Annotated in this window: 25 protein-coding genes and 2 pseudogenes; 17 read left to right on the top strand and 10 right to left on the bottom strand. The window is 65.6% G+C overall.

The features are described 5' to 3' along the window. Positions 1–39 precede the first annotated feature (39 nt). The 5 genes from ACVWY0_RS04905 to ACVWY0_RS04885 all read right to left on the bottom strand — a co-directional run bounded on the left by ACVWY0_RS04905 (position 40) and on the right by ACVWY0_RS04885 (position 3,479). Positions 40–663 (bottom strand): LysE family transporter, encoded by a 624-nt coding sequence (locus ACVWY0_RS04905; RefSeq protein ID WP_485835673.1) that lies wholly within the window; start codon positions 661–663, stop codon positions 40–42. 61 nt (positions 664–724) lie between these two features. After that, complete coding sequence (locus tag ACVWY0_RS04900) at positions 725–1,117, bottom strand: type II toxin-antitoxin system VapC family toxin (RefSeq protein WP_485835672.1); 393 nt, start codon at positions 1,115–1,117, stop codon at positions 725–727. Then, positions 1,114–1,425 carry a type II toxin-antitoxin system Phd/YefM family antitoxin gene (locus tag ACVWY0_RS04895; RefSeq protein ID WP_485835671.1) on the bottom strand — a complete coding sequence of 104 codons (312 nt, stop codon included), beginning with the start codon at positions 1,423–1,425 and terminating at the stop codon, positions 1,114–1,116. The genes ACVWY0_RS04900 and ACVWY0_RS04895 overlap by 4 nt, the downstream gene beginning before the upstream one ends. A 59-nt stretch (positions 1,426–1,484) precedes the next feature. Then, a complete protein-coding gene (locus ACVWY0_RS04890; protein ID WP_485835670.1) occupies positions 1,485–2,303 on the bottom strand; it encodes a methyltransferase domain-containing protein in 819 nt (272 codons plus the stop codon). A 246-nt stretch (positions 2,304–2,549) separates the two neighbouring features. Then, positions 2,550–3,479: an NAD-dependent epimerase/dehydratase family protein gene (locus ACVWY0_RS04885; RefSeq protein WP_485835669.1), complete on the bottom strand. Its 930-nt coding sequence runs from the start codon at positions 3,477–3,479 to the stop codon at positions 2,550–2,552. Positions 3,480–3,604: 125 nt separating this feature from the next. Here ACVWY0_RS04885 and ACVWY0_RS04880 point away from each other — a divergent pair, with 125 nt between their 5' ends. The 13 genes from ACVWY0_RS04880 (at position 3,605) to ACVWY0_RS04820 (ending at position 16,872) form a co-directional block, all read left to right on the top strand. Beyond that, positions 3,605–4,381, top strand: a complete 777-nt coding sequence (locus tag ACVWY0_RS04880; RefSeq protein WP_485835668.1) for a TetR/AcrR family transcriptional regulator — start codon at positions 3,605–3,607, stop codon at positions 4,379–4,381. A gap of 69 nt (positions 4,382–4,450) precedes the next feature. Continuing rightward, a complete protein-coding gene (locus ACVWY0_RS04875) occupies positions 4,451–4,678 on the top strand; it encodes a hypothetical protein (protein ID WP_252568622.1) in 228 nt (75 codons plus the stop codon). 221 nt (positions 4,679–4,899) lie between these two features. Then, positions 4,900–6,783 (top strand): molecular chaperone DnaK, encoded by a 1,884-nt coding sequence (gene dnaK / locus ACVWY0_RS04870; protein ID WP_485835667.1) that lies wholly within the window; start codon positions 4,900–4,902, stop codon positions 6,781–6,783. A 2-nt stretch (positions 6,784–6,785) separates the two neighbouring features. Then, positions 6,786–7,478 carry a nucleotide exchange factor GrpE gene (locus tag ACVWY0_RS04865; RefSeq protein WP_485835666.1) on the top strand — a complete coding sequence of 231 codons (693 nt, stop codon included), beginning with the start codon at positions 6,786–6,788 and terminating at the stop codon, positions 7,476–7,478. 84 nt (positions 7,479–7,562) lie between these two features. Further along, complete coding sequence (locus ACVWY0_RS04860; RefSeq protein ID WP_485835665.1) at positions 7,563–8,543, top strand: DnaJ C-terminal domain-containing protein; 981 nt, start codon at positions 7,563–7,565, stop codon at positions 8,541–8,543. 15 nt (positions 8,544–8,558) lie between these two features. Beyond that, positions 8,559–8,984 (top strand): heat shock protein transcriptional repressor HspR, encoded by a 426-nt coding sequence (locus ACVWY0_RS04855; protein WP_485835664.1) that lies wholly within the window; start codon positions 8,559–8,561, stop codon positions 8,982–8,984. Between the two features lie 371 nt (positions 8,985–9,355). Beyond that, the gene (gene urtA / locus ACVWY0_RS04850; RefSeq protein WP_485835663.1) at positions 9,356–10,621 is read left to right on the top strand and encodes an urea ABC transporter substrate-binding protein; all 1,266 of its coding nucleotides are present in this window, start codon (positions 9,356–9,358) and stop codon (positions 10,619–10,621) included. Between the two features lie 35 nt (positions 10,622–10,656). Continuing rightward, the gene (gene urtB, locus ACVWY0_RS04845) at positions 10,657–11,541 is read left to right on the top strand and encodes an urea ABC transporter permease subunit UrtB (RefSeq protein WP_056341284.1); all 885 of its coding nucleotides are present in this window, start codon (positions 10,657–10,659) and stop codon (positions 11,539–11,541) included. Next, a complete protein-coding gene (gene urtC, locus ACVWY0_RS04840; RefSeq protein WP_485835662.1) occupies positions 11,538–12,716 on the top strand; it encodes an urea ABC transporter permease subunit UrtC in 1,179 nt (392 codons plus the stop codon). Before urtB ends, urtC begins: the two co-directional genes overlap by 4 nt. Further along, on the top strand, positions 12,713–13,516 hold the full coding sequence (gene urtD / locus ACVWY0_RS04835; protein ID WP_485835661.1) for an urea ABC transporter ATP-binding protein UrtD: 804 nt from the start codon (positions 12,713–12,715) through the stop codon (positions 13,514–13,516). The genes urtC and urtD overlap by 4 nt, the downstream gene beginning before the upstream one ends. Further along, the gene (gene urtE / locus ACVWY0_RS04830; RefSeq protein ID WP_485835660.1) at positions 13,513–14,208 is read left to right on the top strand and encodes an urea ABC transporter ATP-binding subunit UrtE; all 696 of its coding nucleotides are present in this window, start codon (positions 13,513–13,515) and stop codon (positions 14,206–14,208) included. The genes urtD and urtE overlap by 4 nt, the downstream gene beginning before the upstream one ends. 150 nt (positions 14,209–14,358) lie before the next feature. After that, positions 14,359–14,730 carry a hypothetical protein gene (locus ACVWY0_RS04825; RefSeq protein WP_485835728.1) on the top strand — a complete coding sequence of 124 codons (372 nt, stop codon included), beginning with the start codon at positions 14,359–14,361 and terminating at the stop codon, positions 14,728–14,730. A gap of 156 nt (positions 14,731–14,886) precedes the next feature. After that, a complete protein-coding gene (locus ACVWY0_RS04820; protein WP_485835659.1) occupies positions 14,887–16,872 on the top strand; it encodes an FAD-binding monooxygenase in 1,986 nt (661 codons plus the stop codon). Positions 16,873–16,936: 64 nt separating this feature from the next. Here ACVWY0_RS04820 and ACVWY0_RS04815 read toward each other — a convergent pair whose 3' ends face one another. The 4 genes from ACVWY0_RS04815 to ACVWY0_RS04800 form a co-directional block, all read right to left on the bottom strand. Beyond that, a complete protein-coding gene (locus ACVWY0_RS04815; protein WP_485835658.1) occupies positions 16,937–17,794 on the bottom strand; it encodes a prephenate dehydratase in 858 nt (285 codons plus the stop codon). Between the two features lie 156 nt (positions 17,795–17,950). Continuing rightward, a complete protein-coding gene (locus ACVWY0_RS04810; protein ID WP_485835657.1) occupies positions 17,951–18,670 on the bottom strand; it encodes a GntR family transcriptional regulator in 720 nt (239 codons plus the stop codon). Positions 18,671–18,675: 5 nt separating this feature from the next. Continuing rightward, on the bottom strand, positions 18,676–19,176 hold the full coding sequence (locus ACVWY0_RS04805) for a PTS sugar transporter subunit IIA (protein ID WP_485835656.1): 501 nt from the start codon (positions 19,174–19,176) through the stop codon (positions 18,676–18,678). 26 nt (positions 19,177–19,202) lie between these two features. Beyond that, entirely contained in the window at positions 19,203–19,505 is a 303-nt protein-coding gene (locus tag ACVWY0_RS04800; protein WP_485835655.1) for a PTS sugar transporter subunit IIB, read from the bottom strand. A gap of 114 nt (positions 19,506–19,619) precedes the next feature. On the opposite strand from ACVWY0_RS04800, the gene ACVWY0_RS04795 reads away from it, so the two are divergent. The 3 genes from ACVWY0_RS04795 to nagB are packed head-to-tail and all read left to right on the top strand — an operon-like array spanning position 19,620 to position 22,951. After that, entirely contained in the window at positions 19,620–20,900 is a 1,281-nt protein-coding gene (locus ACVWY0_RS04795; protein ID WP_485835654.1) for a PTS transporter subunit EIIC, read from the top strand. Beyond that, positions 20,890–22,158, top strand: a complete 1,269-nt coding sequence (locus ACVWY0_RS04790) for an N-acetylglucosamine-6-phosphate deacetylase (protein WP_485835653.1) — start codon at positions 20,890–20,892, stop codon at positions 22,156–22,158. The genes ACVWY0_RS04795 and ACVWY0_RS04790 overlap by 11 nt, the downstream gene beginning before the upstream one ends. Beyond that, positions 22,139–22,951, top strand: a complete 813-nt coding sequence (gene nagB, locus ACVWY0_RS04785) for a glucosamine-6-phosphate deaminase (RefSeq protein WP_485835652.1) — start codon at positions 22,139–22,141, stop codon at positions 22,949–22,951. The genes ACVWY0_RS04790 and nagB overlap by 20 nt, the downstream gene beginning before the upstream one ends. On the opposite strand, the pseudogene ACVWY0_RS04780 reads toward nagB, so the two are convergent. Next, positions 22,941–23,114, bottom strand: a pseudogene (locus tag ACVWY0_RS04780) (aldehyde dehydrogenase family protein); the annotation flags it as partial. The gene nagB and the pseudogene ACVWY0_RS04780 sit on opposite strands and share 11 nt — an antisense overlap. On the opposite strand from ACVWY0_RS04780, the pseudogene ACVWY0_RS04775 reads away from it, so the two are divergent. Beyond that, positions 23,111–23,566, top strand: a pseudogene (locus tag ACVWY0_RS04775) (NADP-specific glutamate dehydrogenase); the annotation flags it as partial. The pseudogenes ACVWY0_RS04780 and ACVWY0_RS04775 sit on opposite strands and share 4 nt — an antisense overlap. Between the last annotated feature and the right edge of the window lie 77 nt (positions 23,567–23,643).

Here is a 23,643-nt window from a genome sequence, read left to right as displayed (position 1 = left end):
TCCGGGCAAAAATGTCAGACATATGCGCGTTGGTGGACTTCAGTGGATCAGCGCGAGGAGAATGCCTACCGCCACAAAGAGCACCCCGAAGATCCGGCTCAGGATCTTCTGGCCGCGGGCGTTGTGCGTGAACCGCTGGAAGGACTTGGCGGCAAAGGCGAAGAAGAACCACATGACCAGGATGTCGATCACCACCACGGTGGCTGTGAGCACAAGATACTGCGGCAGGAGCGGCTGTTCCGGGCGGATGAACTGTGGCATAAACGCGAGGAAGAAAACGATGGCCTTCGGGTTGAGCAGGTTGACCCAGAGGCCGCGCCGGAACATTGACCAGGCGGGCTCGTTCCGGAGAGCGGCGGCCTGTTCCTGGTCCACTACCGGCTTGCTCAGGAACTGACGGATGCCCAGGTACACCAGGTAGGCGGCTCCGGCGTAACGGATCACATTGAAGGCCACCGGGGAGCTTGCCACCAGCACGCCGACGCCCAACGCCACGATCACCACGTGGACAACCAAGGCTGCTTGTTGGCCGAGGATCCCCCAGATGGAGCGGCGGAACCCGGACGTCAGCGAGTTGCTCATCGTGTTGATGGCGCCGGCGCCGGGCGTGAAACTGATCAGGACGCCAGCGCCCGCGAGGGCGAGCCAAAGGGAGAATTGCACTTGGCAAGTTTAGTGCCGCTCTCACCAGAAGAGCGCCGTCAGCACCTCAACAGTGCCGCCCTCACCACAGGGTGGTCACGGGCTCAAATGCCTGGAGTGCCTCATCTGCTGTAACAAGTGTGAGCCCCTCCACCAGGGCTTGTGCAGCCAGGATCCGGTCAAAGGGATCCTTATGTTCCCAATCCAACTGGCCGGCGGCCAAAGCGTGCGGGGCGGAGACGGCCAGCTCCGAGGCGTACAAGTGGGCCAGTTGACGTCCGAAACTTGCCACTATCGCTGCCCCTGACGGCAGCTTGCCCAGATGGTGTTTGTAGGACAGCTCGTATGCCGTTATCGGCGAGACGTATACGGAGTTCTCCAACGTGGTGATGGCGTTCCTGGCCTTGGTGGACAGTTTCTTGGGTTCGGCGATGGCCCATAGGAAGACATGCGTGTCCAGGAGGAGGCGTTTCACAGTCCGCTACCTGCCACGTCACCCATTTCCTCCTCGGTCCACGGATCGTAGAATTCATCCGGGATCTGGAGCGGCGCCAAGAAGCCCAGCTCACGCTTGTGTGGGCGCTCGATTTTCACGAGCCGGGCCACTGGGCGGCCTGCCTTGGCAATGACCACATCCTCGCCGTTTTCAACGAGGTTCAACAGCTCAGACAGGCGGGTTTTTGCCTCTTGGACGTTGTATTGTCCCATGTTGACCAAGTCTAGTTGGTCAACCTCGGCTGTGTAAGGCTCTGCCCAGTATTCGTTCTCTCCGTAATAGCTCATACTCCGACGCTATTGCCGCCAGTGCTGGGTTGATAGGCGTTGTCATGCCTATGTGGAAATCATGCCCGGGCGATGACCTCACCGTTCGGGATCAGGAACCAGCCGTCGTCGGTGGATCCCCAGCGGTGCCAGCCTGCCGAAATCCGGGCCAGGTCCGCTGGATTTGCGAAGCCGTATTCAAGGGCCTGCTCCGCGAAGGCCGAATGCAGCACTCGTTCGCCCCAGACCCGGGCCTGCCATCTCCGCTGTTGCCCGGTGGCATACAGCCAGTTGCTGCTGGTGGGCGCCACGTTGCTGAAGCCTGCGGACTGGGCCCAGGACACGAGCCGGCGGCCGGCATCGGGCTCGGCCCCGTTGCGTCGTGCGATCCGCTGGTACAGGTCCATCCATTCGTCCAGCTCAGGGATGGCGGGGTACCAGCTCATGCCGTGGAAGTCGGCGTCGCGCACTGCCACTATGCCGCCCGGCTTCGCCACCCGGCGCATCTCGCGCAGCGCCTCCACCGGGTCGGTCAGGTGCTGGAGCACCTGGTGGGCATGGACGACGTCGAACGTTTCGTTCTCGAAGTCGAGGTCGTAGATGTTGCCGGCCAGGAACTCCGCATTGGCCACGCCGCGTTCGGCGGCCAGCGCCGTGGCCTGGGCGATGATGTCCGGTGACCGGTCCAGGCCGGTGACCTTTCCGGGCGACACCAGCCCGGCGAAATCGCAGGTGATGCTCCCAGGGCCGCAGCCGACGTCGAGCACTGAAACCCCGGGCGTGAGGTGCGGAATGACAAAGGCCGCGGAGTTCTCCGCTGTCCTGGAGGCGTGGGCGCGGACCACCGACTCGTGGTGGCCGTGCGTGTACACATCGTCGTCAGGCTGCTGCGTACTCATAACCAAACGCTACCGCCGCAGTGGCGCGAATGGGAGGAGCCTGCGCGGCGGCAACCCCAATGTCCTGCCGCGGCGTGGAGCCCGGACGAAGCGCGGCCGCACTCCGCCGCCACGGCCATGCGGCGTCACGCCAGGCACGCTTTTGGCTGCTGACGAACGGTACGGCCCCGAAATTCCGCGTCTCGCTTTTTTGGCCGGGCCAAAAGCTTGCTTCGCGTGACGCGGACTCTGCCTGAAGGGCGGGCCTCACCCCTGCGCGCGCCACCAGGCCACCGTGGTCGCCGCCGCCTCGGCCGGGGGTGTCGGGCGGAGGCCAAACCCGGCTTCACTGGCGGCCGAGTCCATCACAAAGGGCTGCTCGAACTGATAGAGCAGTTCCGCCAGTTCCCGCATGTCCTTCGAGAACACACCCATGGCCCGGAGCGCCCAGCCCGGTATGGCTCCAAGCTTCGGCGCCAGTACACCGCCCGCCTCGGTGAACGCTGTGGCCAACTGCCGCTGCGTGACTGCCGGACCCGCGGGCGCGTGCCACACGTTGTTCCACAGCGACGGCGTGGCCGCGGCATGGATCATCGCGGCGGCCAGGTCCGGGACGTACGTGAACGAATGGGGCTGATCGGCGTTCCCGATGACCCAGACTTTCTTGCCGGCCAGGACTGCGGGGACTATGCGCTCGCCGGCATGTGAGGTTCGCACGCGCGGGCCAAAGAAATCGCCGGCAACCACGCTGACAGTGTTGGTCGGCGAGGCGTCCCGTGCCTTGAGCAGCGCGGTCCGGACGCCCCGCTTGCCGCCCCCGGCAGTCCGCGGACCCGCCTCGATCATGGGGCGTCCAGGCTCGCTGTACGAGTAAAGGCTTTCGGGAAAAACGACGACGGCGCCTGCCTCCCCTGCTGCGGACAGCACCGTTTGCTCGGCCCGGGGCAGTTCTGCTTGCCACGCGTCCACGGTGTAGGAGGAGCCATGGATGCAGTGGAAGACGGCGGTGGCGCCCGCGAAGGCGTCCCGCAGTTGGGCGGCGTTCTGGACGTCGGCCTTCACCCGCTCCACCAGCGGGTGCTTGGGGCCGCTGCCCGAACGGGTGAGGATTCTGACGTTTTTCCCCTGCTCCGCGAGCTGTTCTGCGACTGTCCAGCCCACAGGCCCCGCGCCCGTTACTACGTATACATCGTTCATGACTTCCCCTTCAGGATTCGCTATTGAGAGCACCGCTCTCCAATAGCGTGCACCCCCGGCTGACGCCTGTCAAGAGCGGTGCTCTCAATTGTTGACACTGCTCTGCTTTGTGCGATGCTGGACCCATGAACGCCCCTGCCGCGGACGCGGAAACCACGCTTCGGACACCGCGGGAGCGCGCCCGCGCCCAGACCATTGCTGACATCGTCAGGCTGGGCAGGGAACACCTGGCGACGCAGGGCGCGGCCGCCTTGTCCCTCCGCGCCGTGGCAAGGGATCTTGGCGTGGTCTCCTCCGCGGTCTACCGCTACGTGGCCAACCGCGACGAGCTTCTCACGCTGCTTCTGGTGGACGCCTACAGTGAGCTCGGCGACTCCGTGGATGCCGCGGTGAACGCGTTGCCGGAGCGCGACTTCGATGGCAGGTTCAGGGCGCTCGGCCGGGCAGTCAGGGCATGGGCGTTGCGAGAGCCGGCGCGGTACGGTCTCCTTTTCGGGAGTCCGGTCCCCGGCTACCAGGCTCCCTCGGGCCAGACCACACCCCCGGGAACGCGCGTGATCTACCGCCTGATCGACATTCTCGACGGCGCCCACCGGGCAGGTGAGCTGACCGCGGCGGCGCGCACCGCCGTCGTACCTTCTGCTTTGTCCGCCGATCTGGAGGCGATCCGCAGCGAACTCGGGCTCGCCATGCCGGACGAACTCCAGGCGAACGGTGCCCTCGTGTGGACGTCGCTCTTCGGGGCCGTGAGTTTCGAGGTCTTTGGCCAATATGGAGCGGATACGTTCCGTGCCCGGGACGAACTCTTTGAACACCACCTCACCGTCCTCGCAGGGATGGCCGGGCTCGTGCCTGACAGAAACCCGCGGGACGCCCCGAAGTCTGCGGCCACCCCTGTTTAGCCCGCCTCCGGCTGAGTAGACTCCAAATGCGCCCGGATGGACGCGGAAACTCAAAGGAGAGGTCACGTCATGAGTGAGAACACCGCACCTGAAGAAGATCGCCGCAAGGGCAGTACCGAGCCCGGGCTGGAGGGTGAAGGCGGCCAGTATGAGGAAGGCGATTACGGCGAGGCCGGCGTCGTAGGCGGCGCGGAGAACCAGCCCGAGGAGGGCGACTATCCCGAAGGCGACTACGGCGAGGCCGGCTCTGTTGACAGCGCGCGCGAGGTGGAAGTGGACGAGGACAAGAACCGGTAGCGGCCGTTCACGCACAGCGAACTACTGCCAGGGAAGCGGATTTCCCTCCTGAAATCCCCGGGATTCCGGGGGTTCGACTGAGGGTGCCGTGACCCAAAAATCCAAAGTTGAGCGTACTCCGCTCAACTTTGGATTGACATCGCCTACGCCCGGAGTAAAGTTGAGTGCAGAACGCTCAACACGAGCGCCAGCAAGTTTCCAAGGAAAGAAGGAAGCAACACATGTCACGTGCAGTAGGTATCGACCTCGGAACCACCAACTCCGTCGTCTCCGTTCTCGAAGGTGGCGAGCCCACCGTTATTGCCAACGCCGAGGGCGGCCGCACCACGCCGTCCGTCGTTGCATTCTCCAAGTCCGGCGAAGTCCTGGTTGGCGAGATCGCCAAGCGCCAGGCCGTCAACAACATCGACCGCACCATCGCCTCCGTCAAGCGCCACATGGGCACCGACTGGGGCGTCGGCATTGACGACAAGAAGTACACCCCGCAGGAAATCTCCGCCCGTATCCTGATGAAGCTGAAGAACGACGCCGAGTCCTACCTGGGCGAAAAGGTCACCGACGCTGTTATCACCGTCCCGGCCTACTTCAACGACGCCGAACGCCAGGCCACGAAGGAAGCCGGCGAAATCGCGGGACTCAAGGTCCTCCGCATTGTCAACGAGCCCACCGCGGCTGCACTGGCATACGGCCTGGACAAGGGCAAGGAAGACGAACTCATCCTGGTCTTCGACCTCGGCGGCGGCACGTTTGACGTCTCCCTCCTTGAGGTCGGCAAGGACGAAGACAACTTCTCCACCATCCAGGTCCGCTCCACTGCGGGCGAAAACCACCTCGGCGGCGACGACTGGGACCAGCGCGTTGTCGACTACCTGCTGAACCAACTCAAGGTCAAGGGCATCGACCTGTCCAAGGATAAGATCGCCCTGCAGCGCCTCCGTGAAGCTGCCGAGCAGGCCAAGAAGGAGCTCTCTTCTTCCAGCAGCACCAACGTTTCGCTCCAGTACCTCTCCGTCACCCCCGACGGCCCGGTCCACCTGGACGAGCAGCTGACCCGCGCCAAGTTCCAGGACCTCACCAAGGACCTGCTGGAGCGCACCAAGAAGCCGTTCCATGACGTCATCAAAGAAGCCGGCATCAAGCTCTCCGAGATCGACCACATCGTCCTCGTTGGCGGATCCACCCGTATGCCTGCTGTCTACGACCTGGTCAAGGAGCTGGCTGGCGGCAAGGAGCCGAACAAGGGCGTCAACCCGGACGAAGTTGTAGCCGTTGGCGCAGCACTCCAGGCCGGCGTCCTGAAGGGCGAGCGCAAGGACGTCCTGCTGATCGACGTCACCCCGCTGTCCCTGGGCATCGAAACCAAGGGTGGCGTGATGACGCACCTGATCGAGCGCAACACCGCCATCCCCACCAAACGGTCCGAGACCTTCACCACGGCTGACGACAACCAGCCGTCCGTGGCCATCCAGGTCTTCCAGGGCGAGCGCGAGTTCACCCGCGACAACAAGCCGCTGGGCACGTTTGAGCTGACCGGCATCGCGCCGGCTCCGCGCGGCGTCCCGCAGGTCGAGGTCACGTTCGACATCGACGCCAATGGCATCGTCCACGTCTCCGCGAAGGACAAGGGCACCGGTAAGGAACAGTCCATGACCATCACCGGTGGCACCGCGCTCTCCAAGGAAGACATTGAGCGCATGGTCAAGGACGCCGAGGAGCACGCGGCCGAGGACAAGGCCCGCCGTGAGGCGACCGACACCCGCAACACCGCCGAGCAGCTCGCCTACTCCGTGGACAAGCTGATCGCCGACAATGCCGACAAGTTGCCCGAAGAGGTCAAGACCGCGGTCCAGGCCGACGTCGACGAGCTCAAGAAGGCCCTCGAAGGCACCGATGACGCAGCCGTGAAGACCGCGTTCGAGAAGCTCCAGGCTTCCCAGTCGAAGCTCGGCGAGGCCATCTACGCCCAGGCCGGTTCGCCGGACGGTGCCACCGGTGCCGCAGGTGCCGAAGGTGGTGCCGCTGGTGGCGCCCCCGCCGGGGACAAGGCTGCTGATGAGGACATCGTCGACGCCGAGATCATCGACGAAGACGAAGCGAAGAAGTAGCCATGCCGCACCACGGTAACGAGGAAGAGCACAACTCATCCGCGAACCAGGAGCCGGTCATCCGGGACAACCGCAAGGTTGATCCGGTGACCGGGCAGGCCCGGCACCCGGAAGGCGAATCAGCCGGCAAGGCTGACGCCCCGGCCGGATCTGGCCCGGCGGCCGGGCCCGTCGACACCGACGGCGATGCACTCGCCCAGGCCGAGGAAATCCTCAACGGCATCGAGGTGCCGGCCGAGGAATCGGTGGCACAGGGGGTTTCGGCAGGCTCAACCACCAACGCTGAAGCTGCCGAGCTGAAAAACGATCTCCTCCGCCTCCAGGCTGAATACGTCAACTACCGCAAGCGCGTTGAGCGCGACCGGGCCGTGGCAGGGGAGATGGCCGTTATCGGCGTCCTGAACTCCCTGCTGCCGGTGCTGGACGACGTCGATGCTGCCCGCCAGCACGGTGACCTGACCGACGGCCCGTTCGCCGCGATCGCCACCAAGCTGGAGAGCGCGCTGAAGACGTACGGCCTGGTCCGCATTGATGAGACCGGAGTGGAGTTCGATCCCACGATCCACGAGGCCCTCATCCAGCAGCCGGGCGAGGACATCGAGGTTGACACCGTCAGCCAGGTCCTCCGCTCCGGCTACCGGTCAGGCGAACGCGTCCTCCGCGCAGCACAGGTCATCGTCGCAGTTCCTGCGTAGCATTACCTCCGGTGGTTGAGCTTGTCGAAACCCAGGTTTCGGCAAGCTCAACCACCGACCCATAACTTTTGAAAGGAAACGCCATTGGCTAGCCAGGATTGGGTGGACAAGGACTTTTACGCGATCCTTGGTATCGCCAAGGACGCTTCCGACGCCGACATCAAGAAGGCCTACCGGAAACTTGCCCGCCAGCACCACCCGGACACCAACTCGGGAGACGTTGCGTCGGAGAAGAAGTTCAAGGACATCTCCGAGGCCTATTCAGTGCTGTCTGATCCGAACGAGCGCCAGCAGTATGACGCCATCCGGGCCATGGGTGGCGGCGCGCGGTTCGCTCCCGGCGGTGCAGGTGCCGGTGCCGGTAACGGCGGCTTCGAGGACATGTTCGGCGGCCTGTTCACCGGCGGCGCGCGGCGTCAGCCCGGCGGGTTCAACACCTCAGGCGGCATCCCGCCCGAGTTTGCTGACCTGTTTGGCGGCGGCGGCTTCGGCGGGCAGACGGGCTTCCAGCGTCCGCCTTCGAAGGGTGCCGACCGTACGGCGACCACCAGCATTTCCTTCTCCGGGTCCATCCGCGGCACCACTATCGGCCTGCGCGAACCCAGCGGTGACGTCATCGACGTCCGCGTTCCCGCCGGCATCAAGGACGGCCAGAAAGTGCGCGTCCGCGGCAAGGGCCAGCCAGGTTCCGCCGGCAACGGCGACCTCATGGTGGCCGTGTCCGTCAAGCCCCACGAGTTTTACACGCGCGACGGCGACAACCTCCGCATCCATGTCCCGGTCACCTTCCCGGAAGCTGCCTTGGGCGCCGACATCCAGGTCCCCACCATCGACGGCGAGACCGTCAAGGTCCGCGTTCCGGCCGGCACACCCTCGGGGCGTACGCTCCGGGTCAAAGGCCACGGGGTGAAGACCTCCAAGGTCACCGGCGATCTCCTGGTGACCATCGACGTCGCGGTTCCGAAGAACCTGAACAAGGAAGCCGAAGCGGCCGTGAAGGCCTTTGCCGAAGCCACCGCCGACGCCGATGTCCGTGAAGGCCTGGCCGCCAAGGCCCGGCTCTAAGCAACGGAGCAGACCGTGGACATCAGCGCTGACCAGCCGATCTTCGTGATCTCCGTCGCGGCTGAACTGGCGGATATGCACCCGCAGACGCTCCGGCAGTATGACCGGCTGGGCATTGTCTCGCCCAGCCGGGCGCCGGGGAAGTCGCGCCGCTATTCGCAGCGGGACATCAACATGCTGCGTGAAGTCCAGCGGCTGTCCCACGAAGGCGTCTCCCTTGAAGGCATCAAACGGATCCTTGAGCTCGAGAACCAGGTGGCCGCGCTGCAGCGCAGGGTGGGCGAGCTGACCGAGGAGCTGGGCCGCCGTCGTGATCCCCTTGATTCGCGGATCTTCGCGGCCGGTGCCGCCGGCGATGTTGTGAGCCTGGCCCGCGGCCAGCGCCCCCGCGCGCGGTCCCAGGCCGTGGTGGTTTGGCGGCCCAGGGCGCTGGGCGAATAGTCGCCACTCAGGCCGTTCGATCGACGCATAAATAGCCCGGTCCACAGCTCGGGTGCTGCGCATAGCCGCAGGTGAGAACAGCTTAACGGCGCCCAGACCGGATTGTGTCCGGCTGCCGGGCGAAAGTTACGCCGCGGCAGGTTTCCCGCAGGTTAACTCTCTGCCCCGTGCTTTCCCGCGGTTTTCTCCCGCACAGCTGTCGTGCGCCTCAACTCCCGGCCGGCCCGGCGAGCCGCCCCGAAACGGTCTCGAAACCAACCGGGCAGGCGCCGAAACAATTCGCTCCTACGTTCATCGCAAGGGGTCACTTCTGACGGACCTCGGAGGCGAGTCGCTGCCCAGCGCAGCGGCGGAGTGAGAAGCAGGTACACATGAGTTTTTCGGTCACCAAACGCGCTTTCCTTCCTCTGGCGGCAGCCGCCATGGCCACTGTCCTGGCAGGTTGCGGCAGCCAGATAGCCGATCCGGCGTCCGCCGGCTCCACCGCGAGCAGCGGCAGTTCCTGTGTCAACACCTCAGGCAGCAGCATCAAGGTGGGGTTCATCAACTCGCTCTCAGGCACCATGGCCATCAGCGAGAGCACCGTCTTCGACTCCCTGACCCTGGCCGCCGAGGAGATCAACGCTTCCGGCGGTGTCCTGGGCAAACAGCTTGAGGTCATCAGTGAGGACGGCGCCAGCGAACCGACCAAGTTCGCGGAGCGCGCCGGGAAACTGATCCAGCAGGACTGCACCGCCGCGGTGTTCGGCGGCTGGACCTCGTCAAGCCGCAAGGCGATGCTCCCCGTGTTTGAGGCCAACGACGCGCTGCTGTTCTATCCGGTGCAGTACGAGGGCCTGGAGTCGTCGAAGAACATCTTCTACACCGGGGCCACCACCAACCAGCAGATCATTCCTGCCTTGGACTACCTGGCCGAGCAGGGAACCAAGTCCCTTTTCCTGGTTGGCAGTGACTACGTCTTCCCGCGAACAGCCAACAAAATCATCCAAGCCTACGCCGCGGCCAAGGGCATCGAAGTCCTCGGCGAAGAGTACGCCCCGCTGGGCTCCACGGAATTTTCCACCATCGTCAACAAAGTCCGGGACTCCAAGGCCGACGCGGTCTTCAACACCCTCAACGGCGACAGCAACGTGGCCTTCTTCCGCCAGTACAAGAGCGTTGGCCTGACGGCGGACAGCATGCCCGTGGTCTCTGTTTCCATCGCCGAAGAGGAAGTCCCCGGCGTCGGCCTGGACAACGTCGAAGGCCAACTGACGGCCTGGGATTACTACCAGACCCTGGACTCGCCGGCCAACAAGAAGTTCGTGGCGGCGTTCAAGGCGAAGTTCGGCACCGAGCGCGTAACGAGCGACCCCATGGAAGCCGCCTACACCTCCCTGTACCTCTGGAAGGCAATGGTGGAGAAGGCGGGATCCTTTGAGGTGGACAAGGTGCAGGCCGCCGCGGACGGTGTGACCTTCGAAGCGCCTGAAGGCCTGGTCACGGTCAACGGGGAGAACAACCACATCACCAAGACACCCCGCATCGGCAAGATCAATTCAGCGGGCCTGATCGACACGGTGTGGTCATCGCCCGCGGCCGTTGAACCGGATCCGTATCTGTCCACCTACGACTGGGCCAAGAGCCTGGCCAAGTAGCGGCCGCGGAAAACATCGACGAAAGGCCTGCTGGAATGGAACTCCTAATAGGGCAGATGTTCGCCGGACTCAGCCTCGGCTCGGTGCTGCTCCTGGCGGCACTGGGACTGTCGTTGACCTTCGGCCAGATGGGGGTCATCAACATGGCCCACGGCGAGTTCATGATGGCCGGGGCCTACACGGCCTTTGTGGTCCAGCAGGCCATCTCCGACGCCGGCGTATCGCTGCTGGTTTCCATTCCCGCAGGCTTCCTGGTGGGAGGTGTCCTGGGGCTGGTGCTCGAGGCGGTGCTGTTGCGCCGCATGTACCACCGGCCCCTGGACACCCTCCTGGTAACTTTCGGGGTGGCCCTCATCCTGCAGCAGGCCGCACGTGACATTTTCGGCGCACCCAGCGTCGATGTCCGCGCACCGGGGTGGCTGCAGGGAAACATCGAGTTGCTGGGCGCTCCCATCCCGCTGACCCGGCTCTTTATCCTGGGGCTCTCGCTGCTGTGCCTCGCCGGCCTGGTCCTCCTCCTGAAGGCCACGCCGCTCGGGCGCCGTATCCGGGCCGTTGTGCTGAACCGGGACCTCGCGGAAACGAGTGGGGTGTCAACCCGGCGCAGCGACCAACTGACGTTCTTCATCGGTTCGGGCCTGGCCGGCATCGCCGGCGTCGCGGTCACTCTAATAGGTTCAACAAGCCCGTACCTCGGCACCAACTACATAGTGGATGCCTTCCTGGTGGTGGTGGCCGGGGGTATCGGCCAGATCAAGGGGGCCGTCATCGCTGCCTTTGCCCTGGGAGTGCTGCAGTCCGTCTTCGAGTACTCGACGACGGCCAGCATCGGCAAGGTCCTGATCCTGATCGTGATCGTGGTGTTCCTCCAGCTTCGGCCGCAGGGCATCTTCAGCCTCAAAACAAGGAGCCTGGCATGAAAAGCCTGTTGCGCGGGCGGTTGGGAACCGTGGCCGGATTCACCCTTGGTGCGGTCCTGCTCCTGGGAGTTGCACCCGCGGTGCTTCCGGCGTTCAACCTCGGCCTGCTAGGGAAGTTCCTCTGCTTTGCCATCGTGGCAGTCGGCATCGGCCTGGCGTGGGGACGCGGCGGCATGCTGACCCTGGGCCAGGGCGTGTTTTTCGGGCTTGGCGCCTACATTATGGCCATGCACATGAAGCTGGCCGACGCATCGCTCTTCGGCGGCTCCGGGGTGCCGGACTTTATGTCCCTCTACGGCAGCGGCGAGGTTCCCGGCTGGTGGGAACCGTTCCGGAGCCCCGCGGTGACGCTCCTCGCCGTGGTCCTGGTTCCGGGGCTGGTGGCACTTGTCCTGGGCCTGGCGATTTTCAAGCGCCGCGTCAAAGGTGCCTATTTCGCAATTCTCAGCCAGGCCCTGGCGGCCGCCTTCGCCGTGTTCCTGATCGGCCAGCAGGCAACAACCGGCGGTTCCAACGGACTCAACGGGTTCCGGTCCTTCTTCGGTTTTGACCTGAAGGACCCGAACAACAAGCTCATGCTGTACATGATCGCGGCGGTGGTCCTACTGCTGTCGCTCGCCATCGCCCGGCAGCTGATGCGCAGCCGTTTCGGCGAGCTGCTGGTGGCGGTCCGGGACCAGGAGGAGCGCGTCCGTTTCCTGGGCTACGATCCGGCGACCGTCAAAACCGTCATCTACGTTGTTGCAGCTGTCCTGGCAGGCGTTGCCGGGGCGCTGTTCGTCCCGCTGGTCGGGATAATCTCACCGGCGGATGTGGGCGTGATCCCGTCCATTGCATTCCTGATCGGCGTCGCGATCGGCGGCCGCGGCACCCTCCTGGGGCCGGTCCTCGGCGCCGTCTGCGTCGCCGCGGCCCAGTCCAGCCTGTCATCCACTTTCCCGTCCTTCTGGGTGTACTTCCAGGGCCTGCTGTTTGTCCTGGTCATCGGGTTTATGCCGGGCGGGCTTGCCTCATTGCCGGCGCTGCTGGGCAGGCGGCGCAGAACGCCGCCCGAAGCGTCAGCGCCTGGTTCCAAAGCGCCCAGTGCCGCGCCGCCAGATCCCGTAGCGCCGCCCTACGCGCCAGATCCCGACGTTGAGGAGCGAGCCACCAAGCCTGAGGAGGTCAGCAGATGACGACGCCCACGCTGCTCCCTGACGGGGAGCCCCAGGCCGGGGGCTGGCGCCGCGGCCGGCCAAAATACCTCGAAGTCCGTAACCTCTCGGTTTCCTTTGACGGATTCCCCGCCGTGGACAACGTCAACCTTGATGTGATCCAGGGTGACCTGCGGTTCCTGATCGGACCCAATGGTGCCGGGAAAACGACGGTAATTGATGCCATCACCGGGCTGGTGCCGGCTACGGGATCGGTGAACCACACCGGCACAGAGATCCTCGGCCGCAAAGTGCACAAGATCGCCCGGCTCGGTGTGGGGCGCACGTTCCAGACCGCAAGTGTGTTTGAGAACCTCTCCGTACTCCAGAACCTCGACATCGCTGCCGGGTCCGGCCGCAGCCCGCTGCAGATGCTCCGCCGCCGGACGTCCGTGGACCCGGCCGTGGAAGAGGCCCTGGAAATCATCGGCCTGGCAGGCGCGGCGGACAAGAAGGCAGGCATCCTCGCCCACGGACAGAAGCAGTGGCTGGAAATCGGCATGCTCCTGGTGCAGAACTCGGACGTGCTCCTGCTGGACGAGCCAATCGCGGGGATGAGCCAGGACGAGCGCGGGGAAACCGGCGAGCTGCTGCGCCGCATCGCAGCCAACCGGATCACCCTGGTAATTGAGCACGATATGGACTTCGTCCGGGAGTTCGCCACGTCAGTCTCTGTCCTTGCCGCGGGCAAGGTCCTCAGTGAGGGAAGCGTAGCGCAGGTGCAGGCCGACAAGAAGGTGCAGGACGTGTACCTGGGGACCTCGGCAACGGAAGGCCAATGATGCTCGAAATCGAAAATCTGCAGACCGGTTACGGCCGTACCCAGGTGATCTCCGGGGTGAGCGTGACCGTCCGGGAGGGAGCCGTCGTCTCGGTTCTGGGGCACAACGGCGCCGGCAAAACGACGCTGCTGCGCGCCGTCGTCGGGCTCCTCAAACCCATGGCCGGACGCATCACCCTGGACGGGGAGGACATCTCGGCCCTCCGCCCACACCAGCGGGTGGCGCGGGGCATGGCCTATGTACCGCAGGGCCAGCAGTCATTCGGGCAGCTGTCCGTTATGGAGAATCTGCAGCTCATCGCGGACGGGCGCAGAAACGGCAATGAACGCGTGGCAGAGGCCCTCGATATGTTTCCCGCGCTCCGGCCGCTGCTGGCACGGCGGGCCGGGCTGTTGTCGGGTGGCCAGCGGCAGCAGCTTGCCATTGCCCGGGCGTTGATCACCGGGCCGCGCCTTCTGATCCTGGACGAACCAACCGAAGGCATCCAGCCCAACGTTGTGGCCGAGATCGAACGGACCATCCTCAAGCTGTCCCAGCGCAACGGCATGAGCATCCTCCTGGTGGAGCAGCACATCGGTTTTGCCCTCCATGCCGCGGACAGCTACTACGTCCTTTCGGCCGGAAGGGTTTCCTCCTCGGGAGCCGGCGGCGCCGGATCAGCGGGCAATGTGCGGCAGGCGATGCTCATCTGAGGCGAGAACAATGCTTGTCTGATGCCGAAAAGCGAGTACTCACTACTCGTGACCGGACCACCCCCACTGGCTTGAATGGAACTTCAGCTAGGTCTCACAGTGCAGGTTCGAGCCTTTGGGGGTTTTCGCGTGTTTGGTTCTTCAGTCGTTATGTTCGCAGGGTCCAGTGCCGGGCTGATCCTGCTTGCCATCGGTCAGACCGTCGTTGTGGTTTGCATGTGCTTTGACATGGTGCGGGCGCTGTCCGTGCCGAGGTCGCACCGGCGCTATGTGGCCAGCACGGTCTTCCGGACGCTGGCCGTTCCGTCCATCATCGCCGCGGGGATGAGCGTGCTGATCGACGCACTGGCGTGGTCCTGGATGGACGTTGGCATGTCGATGTTCGTGATGGTGGCGATCATCTTCCGCCTGCACCACGACAAGGACGAGGACAACTGGTGGAAGGGCAAGGGCAAAAAACTCGCCCGCTGGGCCCGCCGACAGCTCAGTTCCGGAACGTCGGTAGCGCCGGCGATGGGGTAGGACTCCGCTGGTCCCGGCTCACGGTCGCACGGGCCGGTTGTGGCTTGCATCACGGCCGCGTAGACTTCCACTTCAGGGCAGGATTCATATATAGAACATCAAGTTCTATTATCGAACTCGATACCTGCCAGCCGCACAACGAAGTGAGGAAAGCCCGTGCAGTTCCACCACCACGGTTACGTATCCGGTGACCCGCGGGTCCAGCCGGCCGCCGGCGAAGGCCTGGACCGTCCCGCAGAGCTTCCCGACGAAGTGGACGTGCTCATCGTCGGCACCGGTCCTGCGGGCATGCTCACTGCGGCCCAGCTCTCCCGGTTCCCCGGCGTCACCACGCGCATCGTGGAGCGCCGCCCCGGGCGGCTCGTCATCGGCCAGGCGGACGGTATCCAGGCCCGCAGCGTCGAAACCTTTCAGGCGTTCGGGTTCGCGGAGCGCATCATCGCCGAGGCGTACCGCATCACCGAAATGGCGTTCTGGAAGCCGGACCCCGCCGACCATTCCCGGATCGCCCGCGCCGCCCGCACGCCGGACGACCCCACGGGCATCAGCGAGTTCCCGCACCTGATCGTCAACCAGGCCCGCGTGCTGGACTACTTCGCCGAGTACATGGCCAACGCGCCAGCGCGGATGTCGCCCGACTACGGCTATGAGTTCCGCAGCCTCGAAATCGGCGACGGCGACCACCCCGTCACCGTGAGGCTCGTCCACACTTCAGGACCTGAGGAGGGCCAGGTGCGTGTGGTCCGCGCCAGGTACGTCGTCGGCGCGGACGGCGCACGCAGCAAGGTGCGCGAATCGATCGGCTGCACCATGGCCGGCGACCAGGCCCATCACGCGTGGGGAGTCATGGACGTCCTCGCCGTCACCGACTTCCCCGACATCCGCACAAAATGTGCCATCCAGTCCGGTGCGGGCGGCAGCATCCTGCTGATCCCGCGCGAAGGCGGCCACCTCTTCCGCATGTACGTTGACCTCGGCGAGGTCGCGCCGGAGGACCACGGGGCCGTGCGCAGCACCACCATCGAGCAGATCATCAGCCACGCGAACACCATCCTGCACCCCTACACCCTGGACGTCCGCAACGTCGCCTGGCACAGCGTGTATGAGGTCGCCCACCGCCTCACGGACAGGTTCGACGACGTCCTTCCGGACCAGCGCGGGACGCGCACACCCCGCGTGTTCATCACCGGCGATGCCTGCCACACGCACAGCGCCAAAGCCGGCCAGGGCATGAACGTCTCCCTGCAGGACGGCTTCAACCTCGGCTGGAAGCTCGGCCATGTGCTCGAGGGCCGCAGCCCCGCCAGCCTGCTGGCCACGTACTCGGCCGAGCGCCAGGTGGTGGCGAAGAACCTGATCGACTTCGACAAAGAGTGGTCCACCATGATGGCGAAGAAGCCGGAGGAGTTTGCGAACCCCTCCGAGCTTGAGGACTTCTACGTCAATACCGCCGAGTTCCCCGCGGGCTTTATGACCCAGTACACGCCGTCCATGATTACCGCAGAACCGGTGCACCAGCACCTGGCCGCCGGCTTCCCCATCGGCAAACGGTTCAAGTCCGCGCCCGTGGTGCGGGTGTGCGACGGCAACCCGATGCATCTCGGCCACCACGCCACGGCGGACGGCCGGTGGCGCATCTACGTCTTCGCCGACGCGGCAGCACCCCAGACGGCGTCGCCGCCCACAGAACATCCGACGCCGGGACAACGGGATGCCGGACAGCCGACGGCAGGACAGCAGGCGCCGCCGTCGGCCGTCGTCGACTTCGCCGAGTGGATCGCGAACTCGCCGGAATCGCCGCTGGCCGCGACGCCGTCGGGCGCTGACCGTGACGCGTGGTTCGACGTGAAGGTCATCTACCAGCAGGACCACACGAGCGTTGATATCGGTGCCGTTCCGGCGGCGTTCAAACCCGCCGTCGGGCCATTCCAGCTGACCGACTACGAGAAGGTCTACGCCACCGATCCCGCCGCTGACATCTTCGAGCTCCGCGGCCTGGACCGCGGCGGCGTGGTGGTGGTGGTGCGGCCAGACCAGTACGTGGCGAACGTCCTGCCGTTGGGTGCGACGGCGGAACTCGCCGCGTTTTTCGCTCCCCTCCTACTGCTCCGCGAGACGCGGGAGCTGCCCAAGGAGGCATGACCGGCGGGGCATCGGTCCGCGGTCCCAACTTCGAGAATCGCCCTCCCGCTCCAGCGGCCAGCGATCAGGCAGTGACTGTCTGCGCGGTCCGGAACTCGGCAGCGGGATAGACACCCAGGATGCGGACTTCGGTGGTAAAGAAATCCAGTTCCTCAAGGGCCAGGCGCAACGGCAGGTCCTCGGGGTGTCCTTCGACGTCCACCATGAACATCGTGGCGGCGAATTCGTCGCCCACCATGTAGCTTTCCAGCCGCGTCATGTTCACACCGTTCGTGGCGAATCCGCCCAGGGCCTTGAACAGCGCCGACGGGACATTCCTGACGCGGAACACAAAGCTGGTCACCGCCGGTCCGGGCAGCTCTTCTCGGGTGGGCAGTTCCTTTTCCCGCGCCAGGACCACAAAACGGGTGGTGTTGGACGGGTCGTCCTCGACCCGCGACGCCAGCACCTCGAGGCCATAGATCTCGGCCGCGAGCGGGGGAGCGAGGGACAGTTTGGTGGGGTCGTTCCACTCCCGGACCTCCCGGGCGGATCCGGCGGTGTCCCCGGCAATGACCGGACGCAGCCCGGCCTCCCGGATCAGGCGGCGGCACTGACCCAGGGCGTGGATGTGGCTGTGGACCTCGGTGGCCGCCTCGAGGGTGCTGCCCGGAATGCCCAGCAGGTCAAAGTGGATGGGCAGGAAGAACTCGCCCACGATCTGCAGGTGCGACTGGGGGAGCAGGATGTGGATGTCCGCCACCCTGCCGGCGATCGAGTTCTCAATCGGAATCATCGCCAGCTCCGCCTCGCCGCTGGAGACCAGCTCGAAGGCGTCCTCAAAGCTGGCGCAGGGAACACTGTCCAGCTGGGGGAACATCTGCTTGCACGCGATATTGGAGTTGGCGCCGGGCTCACCCTGGTACGCAATCTTCTGGGCCATGGTCCGTATGGTTTCACGGCAGGTGCCTGCCCACCCAACTGAGTAGCGTCAAGTGCCGTTTTGAGGGTCCAAGACGGCAGATAGCGCTACTCAGTTGGGGAATCAGAGGTGGGTGACGCGGAGCCAGAGGCATTGGTGCGGCGCAGCAGTCTTGGCTTAGCCCGCGCCCAGCCGCATGGATACCTGGTACCGGTCGGAGCGGTACGTTGAGACGGCGTATTCGATGGGCGTGCCGGGGTCCTCCTGGCCGGTGAACGAACGGCGCCGGAAGAGCAGGACGGGTGCCCCCGGTTCGATGTCCAGCAGCGCGGCGGTCTCGTCAGGGGCGGCGGCAGCCTCGACGGTCTGCTCCGCATGCTGCACCGGGTGCCCCGCGGCGCCAAGGGCCCGGTATAGGGATCCCGTCAGGTCTTCCGAGAGTAGCCCGGGGACCAGCGCGGGCGGCAGCCACGATTCGTCCACACTGACGGGCGCGCCGTTCGCGAGCCGCAGCCTGCGGACGCGATACGCCGCTTCCCCGGGCGCCAGGCCGAGGTGATCGGCGGCCGCCGCCGGCGGCATTGCGGTGGTGGCGTTGATGACCCGTGTGCTGGGTTCGAATCCGGCTGCCCGCATGTCCTCGTTGAACGAGGCCAGGTGCAGGGTGGAACGCACCAGCCCGTGGGAGACGAACGTGCCCTTCCCCTTGATCCGCACCAGCGCGCCGTCCTGGACCAGATCCGAAATGGCCCGGCGCACCGTGATGCGGGAGACGCCGAACTGCTCCTCCAGTTGCCGCTCACCCAGCAGGGCGTCCCCGGGCCGCATTGTGGCGGCCACCAGATGCTGGAGTTGCCTGCGGACCCAGACGTGTTTTAGTTCCCCTGCCGTTTCCATGTCTCCTATTTTCCGGGAATTTTGAACAGGTGGCCGCCTGCTTCCACGCGGCCACCGGAGGCCGGAGGTTCGATGGCGTCCGCCCTGCTGTCCAGGACGACCACGGGACTGCACATGCTCAGGTCCTTTGAGCGGACGAATGTGACGTCCACGGTGATCATGGGGTCCCCGGCACGGACCTGGTCGCCCTTCTGCGCGAGCACGGTGAAGCCCTCGCCCTTCAGGCCGACGGTGTCGATGCCGACGTGGACCAGCACTGCGGGCCCGGACGCGTGCTGGACGATGTAGGCGTGCGGCATGACCTTGATGACCCGGCCGTCCAGCGGTGCGACGGCGGTGAGGACGCCGGCGTCGTCGTCGGGAATTACGGCGGCGCCGCCACCTACAAGCCCCTTGGCGAACACGGGGTCCGGCACCTCGTTCAGGGGAATGAGCCGGCCCGGCAGGGGGGCGACAACGCTGATGACCTGGGCCGGTGCTTCCGTGCCCACATCAGGCGTGCTCACGTCAGGCGTGCTCACCTCAGGACTGCTCACATCAGGTCCTGGATGTCTTCGGCGAGGCTTTCGGCTTCCGGGCCCACAACCACTTGGACCACCGTGCCGGACATCATGACGCCGTGGGCACCCGCGGCCTTGAGTGCGGCCTCGTCAACCCGGGAGGAGTCCACCACCTCGGTGCGAAGGCGGGTGATGCACCCTTCGATTTCTTCGACGTTCTCGGCGCCGCCAAGGGCGGCGAGGATGATTTCTGCTTTGGACATGTCCACTCCTGAATTCGTTTCGCGGTGAATGACGCCGGGTCCGGAAGCTTTTTTACGGCCTGAGGTTGACAACTGAGGTCGGCGCCCTTCACAGTGATGGTTGTCACTGGTTATAACCAGTTAGCTAGACTCTACTGAATCAAGCATCCACGCACAAGCACCACCCTCTTCGAGACGAGGAACATCATGACCACGGAAAACCCATCAGCTTCCGCCGGGGCCGGCTCGCTGGCCGCCCCCGCCCCCGCCCCGGGCAAGGGCAAGGGCAGCGGAAAAGCGCTGCAGAACATGCAGCGCTTCGGCCGCAGCCTTATGCTCCCCATCGCCGCCCTGCCCGCCGCGGCGCTGCTTTTGCGCCTGGGCCAAGACGACCTGCTGGGCAGGTTCGAATCCCTGACCACCGTCGCCCAGGTCATCGGCGCCGCCGGCGGCGCCCTGTTCGAGAACCTGCCGCTGCTCTTCGCCGTCGGCATCTCCTTCGGTTTCGCCAAAAAGGGTGACGGTTCCACGGCCCTTGCCGCCGTCGTCGGATACCTGGTCCTCACCAACGTCTTCAAGGTCATGGCCCCGCTGGTGCTGGGAGCCGCCCCCGAGGGCGGCAAGGATCCCGTCATCAATTACGGCGTGCTGGCAGGCATTGTGATGGGCCTGACGACGGCGCTGCTGTGGCAGCGTTTCCACCGCACCACCCTGCCGGACTGGCTGGGCTTCTTCGCGGGCCGCCGCCTGGTGCCCATCCTGACGTCCTTCGCCGCCATCGTGATCGGCGTGGCCATGGCGCTGCTGTATCCGCTGTTCAACAACGGGCTGACTGCCGTGGGCAACACGGTGGCGGACAACACCGTGGTGGGCAGCGGGGTCTACGGCGTCCTCAACCGGCTGCTCATTCCGCTGGGCCTGCACCACATCCTGAACTCCATCGTCTGGTTCATTATCGGCGACTACGACGGCGCCCACGGCGACCTGAACCGGTTCTTCGCCGGGGACCCCACCGCTGGCGTCTTTATGACCGGCTTCTTCCCCATCATGATGTTCGCCCTGCCCGCAGCCGCCCTCGCCATCTGGCAGGAAGCCAAGCCGTCGCAGAGGAAGATCGTGGGCGGCGTGATGCTCTCCACCGGCCTCACGGCCTTCCTCACCGGGATCACTGAACCGCTGGAATTCTCGTTTATGTTTGTGGCCTGGCCGCTGTACGTCGTCCACGCCTTCCTGACCGGGACGTCCATGATGCTGGTCAACTTCCTCGGCATCCATCACGGGTTCGGCTTCTCAGCAGGAGCGATCGACTATGTCCTGAACTTCGGCATCGCACAGAATCCGCTGTGGCTGATCCCCATCGGGCTGGTCTACGCCGCGGTGTACTACGTGGTGTTCCGCTTTGTGATCCGTCGCTGGAACCTGCGCACCATGGGTCGCGAAGATGAAAACGACGAGAACGGCTCAATGGCCAAAGCCGATGCCAGCTGACCGGCCGGTGACCCTGGACGCCGACGGCGGGGTGGGGCTGCGGGGCCACCTCGTCACCGGCCGCCCGGGTGACGAAGTTATCGACGACGGCACCGTGGTGATGGCCGGAGGGAACATCATGTGGTGCGGCCCGACGGCAGACCTGCCCGAAGGTTTCGACGCCGACATCCGGCAAGTGCCGCTCATCCTGCCCGGACTCGTGGACGTGCACTGCCACGGTGCCGTGGGGCACACTTTCTCCGCGGATGCGGACGGTGCACGCCTGGCTGCCGGCCACCACGCAGCGCAGGGCACGACGTCGGTACTCGCCTCGCTCGTCTCGGCGCCGTCGCAGGTGCTACTGGAACAGATCGCTGTGCTGCGGGACCTGGTGCAGGACGGCACCCTGGCCGGCCTGCACCTGGAAGGGCCGTTCATCACCAAAAGCATGTGCGGGGCCCAGGACCCGGCAGCCATCATCGACGGCGACCCGGCGCTCCTGCAGCAGTGGCTTGAGGCGGGACACGGGACCGTGCGGTCAATGACTCTTGCCCCCGAAACCCCGCACTTTGCCGAGCTGGTGCAGCTCTGCCGGGATCACGGCGTCGTGCCTTCCCTTGGCCACACCGCCGCTACGGCTTCCCGCACCCGGGAAGTCCTGGGCGGCGTAGACGGTGGGGTTGGCGGCCCGTGGTCGGCCACGCACCTGTTCAACCGGATGCCCCCGCTGGGCCACCGCACGCCCGGGCCCATCGCGGTCCTGTTGCAGGCGGCCGAACAGTCACCCGGGCAGGTGGTGCTGGAACTGATTGCCGACGGCGTGCACCTGGACCCGGAGATCGTCCGCATGGTCTTCGGGCTGGTGGGACCCCGCTCCATTGCGCTCATTACGGATGCGATGGCAGCGGCGGGCATGTCCGACGGCCACTACACTCTCGGCAGCCTGGACGTGCTGGTCCAGGACCGTGTGGCACGGCTGGCCGGCACCGCCGACGCCGGTCCCGGGGCGATCGCCGGCGCGACGAGCCTGCTGCTGGAAAACGTGCGCCGCTGCGTTGAGTGGGGCGTTCCCCTGGCCGATGCCGTCATGGCGGCTACCTCAACCCCGGCGCGGCTGATGGGCCTGGATCGGCCTGGCCCCAACCGGGTGGGCGCCATTGCCCAGGGTTTCCGGGCGGACGTGCTGGTGACCACCGAAGAACTTGAACTCGTGCAGGCCTACCGCGCCGGCACACCACAAACGCAGGAAAGGAATGACCGTGCAGATAGTTCTGTGTGAGTCCGCCGATCACGTAGGAGCCCGCGCGGCGGACATCATCGAGGCCAGGGTCCGGCAAGGACCGGCCGTGCTGGGGCTGGCGACCGGCGGCTCCCCGCGATCCACCTACCAGGAGCTCATCCGGCGGCACCGCGAGGAACAACTCAGCTTCAGCCAGGTCACCGGCTTCACGCTGGACGAATACGCGGGTCTGCCGCCGGAGCACGGCCAGTCGTACTACTCCACCATCCGGCGGGAGTTCGTCGACCATGTGGACCTGCCCTTGGAACGGCTCTTTACCCCGCAGGGGGACGCGCCGGACCTGGTGGCCGAAGCTGACCGTTATGACGCAGCCATCGCCACCGGCGGGGGTGTGGACATCCAGATCCTGGGCATCGGCGCCAACGGCCACATAGGCTTCAACGAGCCGACGTCGTCACTGGCTTCCCGCACGAGGGTGAAGACCCTCGCCGGGGCCACTCGGGCTGACAACGCGCGGTTCTTTTCCGACGGCGATGTTCCGCGGCTGTGCCTGACGCAGGGCCTCGGGACCATCCGCGACGCCAAACTGGCTGTGCTGGTGGCGATGGGGGAGAACAAGGCCGCCGCTGTCCGGGCCATGGTGGAAGGGCCGGTCAGCGCCCACTGCCCCGCCTCGGTGCTCCAGCTGCACCGCAGGGCCGTGGTCATCCTGGACCCGGGAGCCGCTTCCCAGCTGAGCCTGCTGGATTACTACCGGGAAGCCCAGGAGTTCAACGACAAGCTGGGCCAAACACCCACAAGGCCCTGGCTCCAGCAGCCGGTCAGCCGTTGATGACCTGCGGCATGCCGAGGGCTTTGAGGCCTTCGATGCCGAACTCCAGGCCGTAGCCGGACTGCTTGGCTCCGCCGAAGGGGACGCGGGGGTCAACTGCGCCGTGCTTGTTGATCCAGACCAGGCCGGCTTCGAAGCGTGAGGCCACTTCGCGTGCGGCGGACCGGCGTTTCCTCTGTGGAAGCCGGATCGGTGTGGGACGTCGACGCAACGGTGGCGCTGCCGTGCGCCACGCAGAACGAGCTCGACGGCGATGCCTGCCGCGCGGTTGGTCCGCAACGGCCTGGTCGCCGTCGGCGAAGGCGCCAACATGCCCTCCACCCGTGACGCTGTCTCAGTGTTCCAGGATGCCGGTGTGTGCTGTTCGGGCCGGGCAAGGCCGCCAACGCAGGCGGCGTGGCGATGCCGTCGCCGGAGATGCAGCAGAACGCCAGCGGCGATTCCTGGTCCTTCGAGCACACCGAGCAGCGGCTCACCGAGATCATGGTGGGAATCCACTACCGCTGCGCGTCAACGGCGGACGAGTACGGCGACCCCGGCAACTACGTGCTGGGCGCCAACATCGGCGGCTTCGTCAAGGTTGCTGACTCCATGCATGCGCAGGGGCATATCTAGGCAGGGGTTATCTGGGCCGGGCTTATCTAGCTCCTGCACCACGACCGAACGCGTTTCAGTGCGACCACGGACCCAAC

The organism is Arthrobacter sp. UYNi723, from assembly GCF_054057635.1.
Note: the sequence above shows the minus strand (reverse complement) of the source record. Positions and strands in the feature narration are given on the sequence as shown.